At 68.5% G+C, this 13385-nt stretch carries 11 protein-coding genes and 2 tRNA genes; 2 read left to right on the plus strand and 11 right to left on the minus strand.

What is annotated here, in order from left to right:
* Nucleotides 1-104 precede the first annotated feature (104 nt).
* From ACIQMU_RS05955 to ACIQMU_RS05975, 5 genes are all read right to left on the minus strand, one after another.
* Nucleotides 105-1124 carry a rod shape-determining protein gene (locus ACIQMU_RS05955; protein ID WP_352241497.1) on the minus strand — a complete coding sequence of 340 codons (1020 nt, stop codon included), beginning with the start codon at nt 1122-1124 and terminating at the stop codon, nt 105-107.
* Between the two features lie 288 nt (nt 1125-1412).
* Nucleotides 1413-1826: a nucleoside-diphosphate kinase gene (gene ndk, locus ACIQMU_RS05960; protein WP_096631747.1), complete on the minus strand. Its 414-nt coding sequence runs from the start codon at nt 1824-1826 to the stop codon at nt 1413-1415.
* Nucleotides 1827-2030: 204 nt separating this feature from the next.
* Entirely contained in the window at nt 2031-2384 is a 354-nt protein-coding gene (locus ACIQMU_RS05965) for a DUF4233 domain-containing protein (RefSeq protein WP_352241498.1), read from the minus strand.
* 8 nt (nt 2385-2392) lie between these two features.
* The gene (locus ACIQMU_RS05970) at nt 2393-3916 is read right to left on the minus strand and encodes a folylpolyglutamate synthase/dihydrofolate synthase family protein (RefSeq protein WP_352241499.1); all 1524 of its coding nucleotides are present in this window, start codon (nt 3914-3916) and stop codon (nt 2393-2395) included.
* A 124-nt stretch (nt 3917-4040) separates the two neighbouring features.
* Entirely contained in the window at nt 4041-6662 is a 2622-nt protein-coding gene (locus ACIQMU_RS05975) for a valine--tRNA ligase (RefSeq protein ID WP_402688282.1), read from the minus strand.
* Between the two features lie 300 nt (nt 6663-6962).
* Between ACIQMU_RS05975 and ACIQMU_RS05980 the strand changes: the two genes are divergently transcribed.
* Complete coding sequence (locus ACIQMU_RS05980; RefSeq protein ID WP_352241501.1) at nt 6963-7961, plus strand: hypothetical protein; 999 nt, start codon at nt 6963-6965, stop codon at nt 7959-7961.
* A 73-nt stretch (nt 7962-8034) separates the two neighbouring features.
* On the opposite strand, the gene clpX is transcribed toward ACIQMU_RS05980, so the two are convergent.
* From clpX to ACIQMU_RS06005, 5 genes are all read right to left on the minus strand, one after another.
* Complete coding sequence (clpX, locus tag ACIQMU_RS05985) at nt 8035-9333, minus strand: ATP-dependent Clp protease ATP-binding subunit ClpX (RefSeq protein ID WP_352241503.1); 1299 nt, start codon at nt 9331-9333, stop codon at nt 8035-8037.
* A 156-nt stretch (nt 9334-9489) separates the two neighbouring features.
* Nucleotides 9490-10173, minus strand: coding sequence for an ATP-dependent Clp protease proteolytic subunit (locus tag ACIQMU_RS05990; protein ID WP_352241504.1), 684 nt, complete (start codon nt 10171-10173; stop codon nt 9490-9492).
* Between the two features lie 82 nt (nt 10174-10255).
* Nucleotides 10256-10861, minus strand: coding sequence for an ATP-dependent Clp protease proteolytic subunit (locus ACIQMU_RS05995; protein ID WP_030077754.1), 606 nt, complete (start codon nt 10859-10861; stop codon nt 10256-10258).
* Between the two features lie 298 nt (nt 10862-11159).
* A complete protein-coding gene (tig, locus tag ACIQMU_RS06000) occupies nt 11160-12557 on the minus strand; it encodes a trigger factor (RefSeq protein WP_352241505.1) in 1398 nt (465 codons plus the stop codon).
* Nucleotides 12558-12707: 150 nt separating this feature from the next.
* Nucleotides 12708-12784 (minus strand) — tRNA-Pro (locus tag ACIQMU_RS06005).
* A gap of 177 nt (nt 12785-12961) precedes the next feature.
* Here ACIQMU_RS06005 and ACIQMU_RS06010 point away from each other — a divergent pair.
* Nucleotides 12962-13035 (plus strand) — tRNA-Gly (locus tag ACIQMU_RS06010).
* 121 nt (nt 13036-13156) lie between these two features.
* Here ACIQMU_RS06010 and ACIQMU_RS06015 read toward each other — a convergent pair.
* On the minus strand, nt 13157-13351 hold the full coding sequence (locus ACIQMU_RS06015) for a hypothetical protein (RefSeq protein WP_032790970.1): 195 nt from the start codon (nt 13349-13351) through the stop codon (nt 13157-13159).
* Nucleotides 13352-13385 lie beyond the last annotated feature (34 nt).

Here is a 13385-nt window from a genome sequence, read left to right on the forward strand (position 1 = left end):
TCCCGGCGTCGGTACGCGTACAGCAACGATCTATATCAACGATCCGGCGGGCGGAGCGTCAGCGTCCGCTCGCCGGATCGGGTGGTGTCCCGAGGGACACCCCTCTAGCGGCGGGGCTGGGCGTCCAGCACCTGCTGGAGCGCCTCGAATTCCTCGACGCACTTGCCGGAGCCGAGCGCCACCGAGTCCAGGGGGTCCTCGGCGATGTGGATCGGCATGCCCGTCTCGTGGCGCAGCCGCTCGTCCAGACCGCGCAGCAGCGCGCCGCCGCCGGTGAGGACGATGCCGCGGTCCATGACGTCGCCGGACAGCTCGGGCGGGCACTTGTCGAGTGTCGTCTTCACGGCGTCGACGATCGCGTTGACCGGCTCCTCGATGGCCTTGCGGACCTCGGTGGCCGAGATGACGACCGTCTTGGGCAGCCCGGAGACCAGGTCACGACCGCGAATCTCGGTGTGCTCGTCCTTCTCCAGTTCGAACGCCGAACCGATGGTGATCTTGATCTGTTCGGCGGTCCGCTCACCGAGGAGGAGCGAGTACTCCTTCTTGATGTGCTGGATGATCGCGTTGTCCAGTTCGTCCCCGGCGGTGCGGATCGACTGGGCGGTGACGATCCCGCCGAGCGAGATCACGGCGACCTCGGTGGTGCCGCCGCCGATGTCGACGACCATGTTCCCGGTGGCCTCGTGGACCGGCAGGCCGGAGCCGATGGCGGCGGCCATGGGTTCCTCGATGATGTGCACCTGGCGCGCGCCGGCCTGCGTGGACGCCTCGATGACGGCGCGGCGCTCGACCCCGGTGATGCCGGAGGGCACGCAGACGACGACCCGGGGGCGGGCCAGGTAGCGACGCTTGTGGATCTTGAGGATGAAGTAGCGGAGCATTCGCTCGGTGATCTCGAAGTCGGCGATCACGCCGTCCTTCAACGGCCGCACGGCAACGATGTTGCCCGGTGTGCGCCCGATCATCTTCTTGGCCTCGGAGCCGACCGCCAGAATTCCGCCGGTGTTGGTGTTGATGGCCACGACGGACGGCTCGTTCAGGACGATGCCGCGCCCCCTGACGTACACCAGCGTGTTGGCAGTCCCGAGGTCGATAGCCATGTCACGGCCGATGAACGACATTGAGTTCCCCTTGTTCCCCATGAGGATGCGTCGGGCCTTCCCAAGAAGCGGAAATGGCTTGTTCTGGTAGGCGAGGTTGGCGCTGCGGGCGTGGAAGCTTCCATCGTAGTGCCGTAAACACGGACACAGCGCGAGGGTTCTTCGCCATGGCGAGCGGAACGGGTGCCCGTTCTACCCATGGTGACGTTACGTCGGAGGGATGCGTTCCCGCGACCCCGAACCCTATGCCGAAGGGCGACCGAATTACTTCGGTCGCCCCAGGCGGACAGCGCTGTTTGGCCGATCGGGTCAGGAAAGTCCCGGAAAGAAAAGCTTCAGTTCTCGCTCCGCGGACTCCTCGGAGTCCGAGGCGTGGATGAGGTTCTCCCGGGTGATCGTGCCGAAGTCGCCACGGATGGACCCGGGCGCGGCGGCGATCGGGTCGGTGGGGCCGGCCAGGGCACGGACGCCCTCGATGACCCGCTCACCTTCGGCCACCAGGGCGACGACGGGGCCGGACGCCATGAACTCGACGAGCGGCTCGTAGAACGGGCGGCCCTTGTGCTCGCCGTAGTGCTGCTCCAGCGTCTCCTGGTCCAGGGTGCGCAGTTCCAGCGCGGTGATCCGCCAGTCCGCCTTGCGCTCGATGCGGCCGACGATCTCGCCGATCAGGCCACGGCGGACAGCGTCGGGCTTGAGCAGGACGAGAGTGCGCTGAGTCATGTACGGCTCCTTGCAAGGCCAGGCATACGGGTGCGGTGAGGGCGAGATTACAGGGGTACGGGAACGGGTCTGCGCCCGGGTTCACCCAGGGTCACCTTCGGGCGCTCGACGGCCGGGCCGGAAGGCCGGGACCCGGGGCCGGGGCGAGCGGCCCCGGGCGGGCTCGGACCACGCGGGCCGAGGCGTCCGGCGGGGCTCCGGGCCTCAGGCCGTGGCCTCGTCGGCTTCCTGCCGGGCGGCCCAGTGGGCCTTGGCCTCGTCGATCTTGCGGCCGTAGTGGATCGAGGCCCACCACAGGGCGCCGAAGGCCAGCCCCAGGACGAACATCATCGGGACCACGAAACCGCTCAGGACCAGGGCGATCTGGAGCGCCCAGCCCAGTTGGACGCCCCCCGGCCGAGTGATCATTCCGCACAGCAGCACGGACAGGGCCATGCCGATGCCGCACACCGTCCAGACCAGGGCCATGGAGGCGTCGTCCAGCTTCATCGCGACGAGACCGGCGAAGCCGATCACGAAGAACTCACCGATCAGCGTCGAGGAGCAGAGCATCCGCATCGGGTGTCTCAGCCCCTTCCCAGCAGCAGCCGGGCTTCGCCGACCGTGATCACGGACCCGGTCACCAGCACGCCGGCGCCCGCGTATTCGTCCTCTTCCTCGGCCAGGGTGATCGCCGCCTCCAACGCGTCGTCGAGGCGGGGCTCGACCTGGACCCGGTCGTCGCCGAAGACCTCCACGGCGATGCCGGCCAGCTCGTCCGCGTCCATCGCGCGGTCGGTGGAGTTCTGCGTGACGACGATCTCGGCGAAGATCGGCTCGAAGGCTTCCAGGAGCCCGCGCACGTCCTTGTCGCCGCTGGTGCCGACCACGCCGATCAGCCGGGAGAAGCTGAACGCCTCGGAGACGCCGTCGGCGGCCGCCTTGGCTCCGGCCGGGTTGTGCGCGGCGTCCAGCACGACGGTCGGGCTGGAGCGCACGACCTCCAGGCGGCCGGGCGAGCGCACCGAGGCGAACGCCTTGCGGATCGCGTCGATGTCGAGGGAGCGTGCCTGCTCGGCGCCGATGCCGAAGAACGCCTCGACCGCGGAGAGCGCCACCGCGGCGTTGTGGGCCTGGTGGGCCCCGTACAGCGGAAGGAAGATGTCCTCGTACTCGCCGCCGAGACCGCGCAGGGTGAGCAGCTGCCCGCCGACCGCGATCTCGCGCGAGGTGACGCCGAACTCCATGCCCTCGCGGGCCACGGTGGCGTCCACCTCGACGGCCTTCTTCAGCATCACCTGCGCGGCGTCCACCGGCTGCTGCGCCAGGACGACCGTGGCGCCCTGCTTGATGACGCCGGCCTTCTCGCCGGCGATCTCGGCCGGTGTGGTGCCGAGGCGGTCGGTGTGGTCCAGCGAGATCGGGGTGACGACGGCGACGGTGGAGTCGATGACGTTGGTGGCGTCCCAGGTGCCGCCCATGCCGACCTCGACGACCGCCACGTCGACAGGCGCGTCGGCGAAGGCCGCGTACGCCATGCCGGTGAGGACCTCGAAGAAGGAGAGCCGGTAGGGCTGCTGGGCGTCGACCATCTCGACGTACGGCTTGACGTCCTCGTACGTCTCGATGAACCGCTCGGGCGCGATCGGCGCGCCGTCGAGGCTGATCCGCTCGGTGATCGACTGGACGTGCGGGGAGGTGTAGCGGCCGGTGCGCAGCTCGAAGGCGTTGAGCAGGGCCTCGATCATGCGGGCCGTGCTGGTCTTGCCGTTGGTGCCGGTGATGTGGATGGAGGGGTAGGCGCGCTGCGGCTCGCCGAGGACGTCCATCAGCGCGGCGATCCGCGTGACGGACGGCTCCAGCTTGGTCTCGCCCCAGCGTCCGGCGAGCTCCTGCTCCACCGCGCGCAGTGCCTTGTCGGTCTCGGGGTCGGCCGGGCGGGCCGGGACCGCTTCGCCCTGCGGGTGGCCCGCGTGGGTGCGCAGGGTGCGGCTCCCGGCCTCGATCACCGCCAGGTCGGGGTCGCGCTGGGTCGCCTCGTCGACGATCTCCTCGAAGGTGTCGTCGGGATCGGACGCGTCGTGCCGGTCTGAAGGGCGGGGCTCACTCACGGGCCCCAGTCTACGGATGGGCACCGACATCGCGCGCAGCGCCCGGCAGACTGTCGCCCCGCGGTACGGCGAAGCCCCCGCTCCCCCGGTCGGTCGGGGGTACGGGGGCCTCGTCCTCAGCTCATCAGCTCTGCGGGAGGCCCGCCAGCTGGGCGCCGATCCGCTCGATGTCGGCCTCGGCCTTGGCGAGCCGGCCGCGGATCTTGTCGACCACGTTGTCCGGGGCCTTGGCCAGGAAGGCTTCGTTGCCGAGCTTGCCGGTGGCCTGGGCCTTCTCCTTCTGCGCGGCCTCCAGGTCCTTCGTGAGGCGCTTGCGCTCGGCCGCCACGTCGATGGTGCCGGACAGGTCCAGGGCGACCGTGGCTCCGGCGACGGGGAGCGACGCGGTGGCCTGGAAGCCATCCCCGGCGGGCTGGAGCCGCAGGAGCTGGCGGATGGCCGCCTCGTGCGGGGCGAGCTCCGTGCCGGTCAGGGTCAGCTCGGCCGGGACCTTCTGGCCGGGCTGGAGGCCCTGGTCGTTGCGGAAGCGGCGGACCTCGGTGACGACCTGCTGGACCAGCTCGATCTCCTTCTCGGCCGCGTCGTCGCGGAAGCCGGAGTCGACCGGCCACTCGGCGATGACGATCGACTCGCGCCCGGTGAGCGCGGTCCACAGCGCCTCCGTGACGAACGGGACGATCGGGTGCAGCAGCCGCAGCATCACGTCGAGGACCTCGCCGAGGACCCGGCCCGAGACCTCGGCCGGACGGCCGCCCGCGAAGAACGTGGTCTTGGACAGCTCGACGTACCAGTCGAAGACCTCGTCCCACGCGAAGTGGCGCAGGGACTCACTGATCTTGGCGAACTGGAAGTCGTCGTAGAACGCGTCGACGTCCGCGACCGTCTTGTTGAGGCGGGAGAGGATCCAGCGGTCGGTGACCGACATCTCCTCGACCGGGGGCAGGTCGCCCTCGATCGTGGCGCCGTTCATCAGGGCGAAGCGGGTGGCGTTCCAGATCTTGTTGGAGAACTTCGCCGAGCCCTGGACCCACTCCTCGCCGATCGGGACGTCGGTGCCGGGGTTGGCGCCGCGCGCGAGGGTGAAGCGCAGGGCGTCGGAGCCGTACTTGTCCATCCAGTCCAGCGGGTTGACGACGTTGCCGAAGGACTTCGACATCTTCTTGCCGTGCTCGTCGCGGACCATGCCGTGCAGGACGATGGTGGAGAACGGCGGGACGCCGTCGTTGACGTACAGGCCGAACATCATCATCCGGGCGACCCAGAAGAAGAGGATGTCGTAGCCGGTGACCAGGACGGAGTTCGGGTAGAACTTCGCGAGGCTGTCGGTCTGTTCGGGCCAGCCGAGGGTGGAGAACGGCCACAGGCCGGAGGAGAACCAGGTGTCCAGGACGTCGCTGTCCTGGGTCCAGCCCTCGCCGGTGGGCGCCGTCTCGTCGGGTCCGACGCAGACGACCTCGCCGTTCGGGCCGTACCAGACGGGGATGCGGTGGCCCCACCAGAGCTGGCGCGAGATCGTCCAGTCGTGCAGGTTGTCGACCCAGTCGAAGTACCGCTTCTCCATCTCCTGCGGGTGGATCTTGACGCTGCCGTCGCGGACCGCGTCGCCGGCGGCCTTGGCGAGCGGGGCGACCTTGACCCACCACTGGAGCGAGAGGCGCGGCTCGATGGTCGTCTTGCAGCGCGAGCAGTGCCCGACGGAGTGGACGTACGGGCGCTTCTCGGCGACGATCCGGCCCTCGGCGCGCAGGGCGGCGACGATGGCGGAGCGGGCCTCAAGGCGGTCCAGGCCCTGGAAGGGGCCGGGGACGGTGATGACCGCGCGCTCGTCCAGGACCGTGAGGAACGGCAGGTCGTGGCGCTTGCCGATCTCGAAGTCGTTCGGGTCGTGCGCGGGCGTCACCTTGACCGCGCCGGTGCCGAACTCCGGGTCGACGTGGTGGTCGGCGACGACGGGGATGGTGCGGTCGGTCAGCGGCAGGCTGATCTGCTTGCCGACCAGGTGCTGGTAGCGCTCGTCGTCGGGGTGGACGGCGACGGCGGTGTCACCGAGCATCGTCTCGGCGCGGGTGGTGGCGACGACGATGGTCTCGTCCCCGTCCCCGTACGTCATGGAGACGAGCTCGCCGTCGTCCTCCTGGTACTCGACCTCGATGTCGGAGATCGCGGTGAGACAGCGGGGGCACCAGTTGATGATGCGCTCGGCGCGGTAGATCAGCCCGTCGTCGTACATCTGCTTGAAGACGGTCTGGACGGCCTTGGACAGGCCCTCGTCCATGGTGAAGCGCTCACGGGACCAGGCGACGCCCTCGCCGAGGCGGCGCATCTGGCCGGAGATCTGGCCGCCGGACTCGTTCTTCCACTGCCAGACGCGGTCGACGAACGCCTCGCGGCCCAGGTCGTGGCGGGACTTGCCCTCCTTGCCGAGCTCACGCTCGACGACGTTCTGGGTGGCGATGCCGGCGTGGTCCATGCCCGGCTGGTACAGCGCCTCGAAGCCCTGCATCCGCTTTCGGCGGACCAGGGCGTCGATCAGGGTGTGCTCGAAGGCGTGGCCCAGGTGGAGTGACCCGGTGACGTTCGGCGGCGGGATGACGATGCTGTACGGCGGCTTGTCGCTGTGCTCGTCGGCTTCGAAGTACCCGCGCTCCACCCAGCGCTCGTACAACTTCCCCTCTACCTCGGCCGGCGCGTACTGGGTCGGCAGTTCGGGGTTGCTGGCGCTTGGCTGCTGAGTGTTCTCGGTCACGGGAGACAGTTTAGGGCCGTCACAGGTCTGCACTGAAACGGGTTAGTTCAGTAACGGTGTCCGACCCGATCCCCCATGTCAGGGCGGCTTCCGTCAGGATGTTCGCAACGCATAAGGACCGACCGGCACGTGGAGGGCGGGAGAAGGAGCGGGGCCGGGTGCGTGCGGCTGCAAGGCGGAGGATCGAGGCATGGCGGAGCCATGGCGCTTGACGACAACGCCGCAGATGCGCGTGCCCAGTCCCGCGACGCCGCCCCTTCACGTGTCGGTCGGTCCGAGAATTCTGGAGGGGACACCGCAATGAGCTACAACCAGCCGGGCCCGTACGGCGGGCAGCCGCCGCAGGGCCAGCCCGGGCCGTACGGCCAGCAGCCGGGTCCGTACGGGACCCCGCCGCCCCAGGGCCCCCCGCAGGGTCAGCCCGGCTACGGCTACCCCCAGCAGGCCCCTCAGGGCGTGCCGCCGCAGCAGCCGAACCCGTACGGGCAGCAGCCGCAGCAGCCCCAGCAGGGCTACGGCTACCCGCAGGCCCAGCAGCCCGGCCCGTACGGCCAGCAGCCGCCGGCGCCTCCGTACGGCGGCCAGCCGGGGTACGGGACGCCGCCGCAGCAGCCGAAGAAGAAGACGGGCCTGATCATCGGCGTCGCCGTGGTGGCTCTGGCGGTCGTCGCGGGCGGGGTGTACTTCTTCACCTCGGGCGGCAGCAGTGACGTGGCCGACTCCACGAAGGGGTACAAGCTGACTCCCCCGGAGACGGTGGAGGACTTCAAGAAGGACACGTCCAAGCCCACGGAGTCCGGCCCGGCCACCGGCGACGACAAGGCCGAGGCCGAGGCCATGGGGGTCAAGAACGCCAACAAGGCGGCGGCTCAGTACCAGAGCGGCACCAAGGACAACCCGCTCGCCCAGAAGATGCTCATCTTCGAGGGCGTGTGGGGTGAGGTCTCCGACCCGGCGAAGACGCTCGACGGCGCCTTCGACAAGGCCGAGAAGAACATGACGAAGGGTGACAGCAAGGTCACCCTGGTGGGCAGTCCCAAGGAGTTCAAGCCGGACGGCTTCGACGGCGCGCTGATGAAGTGCCAGGACTTGAAGGTGGCCAACGACAAGGCCGACGGCACCGCCGCGAACGGGCCGAAGGAGTTCACCATGCCGGTGTGCATCTGGGCCGACTACAGCACGGTCGGCATCGTCGGCAGTCTCGATGTCAGCTCGGCGCTGACGGGCAAGGGCCTGCCGCAGGAGGACGTGGCCTCCCTCGCCGCCAAGTTCTACAACGCCTCCCGCACCAAGATCTGATCGCTCAACGCCGAAGGGGCGCCCGCCGGTTCATCCGGTGGGCGCCCCTTCCGCATACGCGGGTCCTCCGCGGCTACGCCGACTTCTCGTGCCGGCCGCCGTCGTTCTTGCCGATCGTGCGCGGCTCGCGCGGGACCAGCGTCGGGTTGACGTTGTCGCGGACGACGTCCGGGGTGATGACGACGCGGGCGACGTCCTTGCGGGACGGGACCTCGTACATCACGGACTGGAGGACTTCCTCCATGATCGCCCGCAGACCGCGTGCCCCGGTCTGGCGCAGGATCGCCTGATCCGCGATGGCCTCCAGCGCCTCGCGCTCGAACTCCAGCTCCACACCGTCGAGTTCGAACAGCCGCTCGTACTGCTTGACGAGGGCGTTGCGCGGCTCGATGAGGATCTGGAGCAGGGCCTCGCGGTCCAGGTTGTGGACCGAGGTCAGCACGGGGAGACGGCCGATGAACTCGGGGATCATCCCGAACTTCACCAGGTCCTCCGGCATGACCTCCTGGAACTGGTCGCTCGCCTGGATCTCCAGCTTGGAGCGGATCGTGGCGCCGAAGCCGATGCCCTTGGCACCGGCCCGGGACTCGATGATCTTCTCCAGGCCGGAGAACGCGCCGCCCACGATGAACAGCACGTTCGTCGTGTCGATCTGGATGAACTCCTGGTGGGGGTGCTTGCGTCCGCCCTGCGGCGGGACGGAGGCGGTGGTGCCCTCCAGGATCTTCAGCAGGGCCTGCTGCACACCCTCGCCGGAGACATCGCGGGTGATCGACGGGTTCTCGCTCTTGCGGGCGACCTTGTCGATCTCGTCGATGTAGATGATCCCGGTCTCGGCCTTCTTGACGTCGTAGTCGGCCGCCTGGATCAGCTTGAGCAGGATGTTCTCGACGTCCTCGCCGACATAGCCGGCCTCCGTCAGCGCCGTCGCGTCCGCGATGGCGAACGGGACGTTCAGCATGCGGGCCAGCGTCTGCGCGAGGAGCGTCTTTCCGGAACCCGTGGGGCCCAGCAGGAGGATGTTCGACTTGGCGAGCTCGATCGCGTCCTCACGATTGGCGCCGCCGCCGTTCTCCCCGGCCTGGACCCGCTTGTAGTGGTTGTACACCGCGACCGAGAGGGCCTTCTTCGCGGGCTCCTGCCCGACGACGTACCCCTCCAGGAACTCGTAGATCTCGCGAGGCTTGGGAAGCTCCTCCCAGCGGACCTCGCTCGTCTCGGCGAGCTCCTCCTCGATGATCTCGTTGCAGAGATCGATGCACTCGTCGCAGATGTACACACCGGGTCCCGCGATGAGCTTCTTCACCTGCTTCTGGCTCTTTCCGCAGAACGAGCACTTGAGCAGGTCGCCGCCATCACCGATGCGTGCCACGAGGTGCTTCCCCTTCGCCTGGGAGACGCCTGGTTCAGCGCCTCCTGGTGCCTCTATCCGACGGTACCTTGCCTGGGCCCCCGTTCGGGCCCCCCTTGGCACGGTTCACACGGCCGTGGCTGTGGAAACGGACTGTGCCAAGGGGAAAGACCGACGTCAGACCGATGCGCCCGCGGTGGTCTTGCGGGTGGAAACGATCTGGTCCACGAGACCGTACGCCAGGGCGTCCTCGGCCGTGAGGATCTTGTCGCGCTCGATGTCCTCGCTGATCTTCTCCAGCGGGGTCGTCGAGTGCCGGGCCAGCATCTCCTCCAGCTGCGTACGCATGCGGAGGATCTCGTTGGCCGCGATCTCCAGGTCGGAGAGCTGCTCGCGGCCCGTCTGCGAGGACGGCTGGTGGATGAGCACCCGGGCGTGCGGGAGTGCCATGCGCTTGCCCGGGGTGCCCGCGGCCAGCAGGACGGCGGCGGCGGAGGCCGCCTGGCCCATGCAGACCGTCTGGATGTCCGGCTTCACGAACTGCATCGTGTCGTAGATCGCGGTGAGCGCGGTGAACGAGCCGCCGGGGCTGTTGATGTAGATCGAGATGTCGCGGTCGGGGTCCATCGACTCCAGGCACAGCAGCTGCGCCATGACGTCGTTGGCCGAGGCGTCGTCGATCTGGACGCCCAGGAAGATCACGCGCTCCTCGAAGAGCTTCGCGTACGGGTCGTACTCGCGCACACCCTGCGAGGTGCGCTCCACGAAGCGCGGGACGACATAGCGGTTGTCCACCTGCGGGCCGGTGTAGAGGCCGCTCGCGGAGGCGCCGGAGTAGTTGTTCATAGGGGTGTTCACCATCCTGGTGGCGTTCTGTGGGCTGGAGGTCTCGGCGTACGAGAGGCGTGCGGGAGTCGGGGCCGCCGGTCCGGTGGGAACCGGCTCAGGCACCGGTGCCGCCGCCGCCCGGAATGCCCGACGCGAACGTGATGATCTCGTCGATGAGGCCGTACTCCTTGGCCTCCTCCGCCGTGTACCAGCGGTCGCGGTCGCCGTCGCGGATGATCGTCTCGACGGTCTGGCCGGAGTGGCGGGCGGTGATCTCCGCCATCCGCGTCTTGGTGCGGAGCAGGTACTCGGCCTGGATCTTGATGTCCGAGGCCGTGCCGCCGATGCCGGCCGAACCCTGGTGCATGAGGATGTCGGTGTTCGGGAGCGCGAAGCGCTTGCCCGCGGCGCCGCCGGTGAGCAGGAACTGGCCCATGGAGGCGGCCATGCCCATGCCGATGGTGACGACGTCGTTGGGGATGTACTGCATGGTGTCGTAGACCGCCATGCCGGCCGTCACCGAACCACCGGGGCTGTTGATGTAGAGGTAGATGTCCTTGTCCGGATCAGCGGCAAGGAGGAGAAGCTGTGCGGTGATCTTGTTGGCGATGTCATCGTCGACCTGCTGACCGAGGAAGATGATGCGCTCGCCGAGCAGTCGGCTGTAGACCTGGTCACCGAGGCCACCACCGAGGGACGGCTCTCCGGCGGCGTAGGGCATCAGATTCGTCACGTATCCACCTGCTCGTCTCTGACGGCTCCGGCCGTCTCAGCGTCTTCGTACCGGGCGGATGGAGGCACTGCCCCCACCCTTCCTTCATGGACCCTAACGCGCAGGTGGGACAACGCCATCCCGCTTCCGCAACTGTTCGCTGGGAGCGCAAGGTCCGCAGTGGGCACAAGGGTTCCGGGGCCGCACGGCGATGCGACGGGCCATGACGACGGGCCCCGGACGCGCGGTGCGTCCGGGGCCCGTCGTGCCGATCAGCGTGAGGCTGTCGAGCGGATCAGGGCGAGGCTCACGCCTCGTTCTTCTCCTCGGCCTTCTCCTCCGCCTTGTCCTCGGTGGCGGCCTCGGCCGTCTCCGCGGTCTCGGCGGACTCTTCCTCGTCCTCCAGGTCGACGACCTCACCGTTGGTGTCGATGACCTTGGCGGCCTCGACGACGACGGCGAGCGCCTTGCCGCGGGCGACCTCGCCGACGAGCATCGGCACCTGGCCACCCTCGACGACGGCCTGGGCGAACTGGTCGGGGCTCATACCGGAGGACTGCGCGCGCCGCATGAGGTGCTCGGTGAGCTCCTCCTGGTTGACGTTCAGCTTCTCCTTGTTGACGAGCTCGTCCAGGATGAACTGGGTCTTGATGCCCTTGACGGCCTGCTCGGAGGTCTCGTTCTCGAACTCCTCCAGGGTCTTGCCCTGGATCTCGAGGTACTTCTCGAGGTCGAGACCCATCTGGCCGAGCTGGTGGTGCTCCAGGTTGTGCTTGCGGGTCTGGACCTCGTCCGCGAGCAGCTTCTCCGGGATCGGGACCTCGGCGAGCTTCAGCAGCTCCTCGAGGACCCGCTCCTGGGCCTGGGTGGCCTGGTCGTACTGCTTGGTGGTCTCCAGGCGCTTGCGGCTGTCGGCCTTCAGCTCCTCCAGCGTGTCGAACTCGCTGGCCATCTGGGCGAAGTCGTCGTCCAGCTCGGGGAGCTCACGGGCGGCGACGGACGTGACCTTGACGGTGACCTCCGCGGCCTTGCCCTCGGCGGAGCCGCCCTTCAGCTCGGAGGTGAAGGTGGCCTCGCCACCGGCCTCCAGGCCGGTCACGGCCTCGTCGATGCCGTCGAGGAGCTCGCCGGAGCCGATGGTGTACGAGACACCGGCGGCCACGCCGTCCTCCAGGACCTCGCCGTCGACCTTGGCCTCCAGGTCGATCGTGACGACGTCGCCGTCGGCGGCGGCGCGCTCGACCGGGTTGGTGGCGGCGAAGCGCTCGCGGAGCTGCTCCACGGCCTTCTCGACCTCTTCGTCGGTGACCTCAAGGGCGTCGACGGTGACCTCGATGCCGGAGTAGTCCGGGATCTCGATCTCGGGGCGTACGTCAACCTCGGCGGTGAAGGCCAGCAGTTCGCCGTCCTTCAGCTCGGTGATGTCGACCTCGGGCTGGCCGAGGACGTTCAGCTCACCCTCGTTGACCGCCTCGGTGTAGAACTTCGGGAGGGCGTCGTTGACGGCCTCCTCCAGCACCGCACCGCGGCCGAACCGCTGGTCGATGACCCGGGCGGGGATCTTGCCCTTGCGGAAGCCCTTCACCGTGACCTGCTGGTTGATCTTCTTGTACGCCGCGTCGAGGCTGTCCTTGAGCTCCTCGAAGGGCACCTCAATGCTGAGCCGAACCCGGGTCGGGTTCAGGGTCTCCACGGCGCTCTTCACGGTTCGGTCTCCTTGGTGGCTGACTTCTTGGGGTTCTGCTCGGCCGCCGAATGGCGGCTTCGCGGACCGAGCCCGGTACATCAGACACACGGGCACGCATTTTGCATAGTAACGGCAAGGGGGAGGACTCCCACAATGCGATCTTGCTGGTGGTCGGGGTGGCCGGATTCGAACCGACGACCTTCCGCTCCCAAAGCGGACGCGCTACCAAGCTGCGCCACACCCCGTCGGTGCGACACGTAGGGTACATGCACGGGAGCCGTGGGTCCGCCGCTTTCCCCAGCGGTTCCCCGGGTCCGGAGTGGTCCGGTCACGCGCCCGGCACCAGCGGGTGTGCGGGGACCTCCGTCGACCCGCTACGATGCTCTTCGTGCCGCGGTCCACGGACCTGCGGTGCGACGCATGCGGGCGTAGCTCAATGGTAGAGCCCTAGTCTTCCAAACTAGCTACGCGGGTTCGATTCCCGTCGCCCGCTCCACGGCGTCGAGGGCCGGGCCGGAGGATGTCTCTCCGGCCCGGCCCTCGCGCGTTGGCGGTGTGGTGGAGAACCGGGACGCGCCCGGGAAGCCGGCGCCCCGCCCGGGTGACCGGGCGGCGCTTCAGAAGCTGATCTGGTTGATGGTGTCGGCTATCGAGTTCATGAACCTGTTGATCGACGGAGCCATGCCGGTCGATGCCAGGAAGAAGCCGAACAGCGCGGCGACGATCGCGGGACCGGCCTTGATGGAGCCGCCACGGATCATCACCACGAGGATGACCGCGAACAGCAGCACCATAGACAGTGAAATAGCCACGTCTGATCACACCCTCGGTCGGTCCGCCTTGCCG

The organism is Streptomyces sp. NPDC091649, from assembly GCF_044756785.1.
GTDB lineage: Bacteria > Actinomycetota > Actinomycetes > Streptomycetales > Streptomycetaceae > Streptomyces.

What these genes read in the sequence shown, in the direction of transcription:
- ACIQMU_RS05980 (WP_352241501.1), top strand. Translation starts at nt 6,963, where the DNA reads ATGAGCTACAACCAGCCGGGCCCGTACGGCGGGCAGCCGCCGCAGGGC.
- ACIQMU_RS05995 (WP_030077754.1), bottom strand. Translation starts at nt 10,861, where the DNA reads ATGCCCTACGCCGCCGGAGAGCCGTCCCTCGGTGGTGGCCTCGGTGAC.
- ACIQMU_RS05955 (WP_352241497.1), bottom strand. Translation starts at nt 1,124, where the DNA reads ATGTCGTTCATCGGCCGTGACATGGCTATCGACCTCGGGACTGCCAAC.
- ACIQMU_RS05990 (WP_352241504.1), bottom strand. Translation starts at nt 10,173, where the DNA reads ATGGTGAACACCCCTATGAACAACTACTCCGGCGCCTCCGCGAGCGGC.
- ACIQMU_RS05965 (WP_352241498.1), bottom strand. Translation starts at nt 2,384, where the DNA reads ATGCGGATGCTCTGCTCCTCGACGCTGATCGGTGAGTTCTTCGTGATC.
- ndk (WP_096631747.1), bottom strand. Translation starts at nt 1,826, where the DNA reads ATGACTCAGCGCACTCTCGTCCTGCTCAAGCCCGACGCTGTCCGCCGT.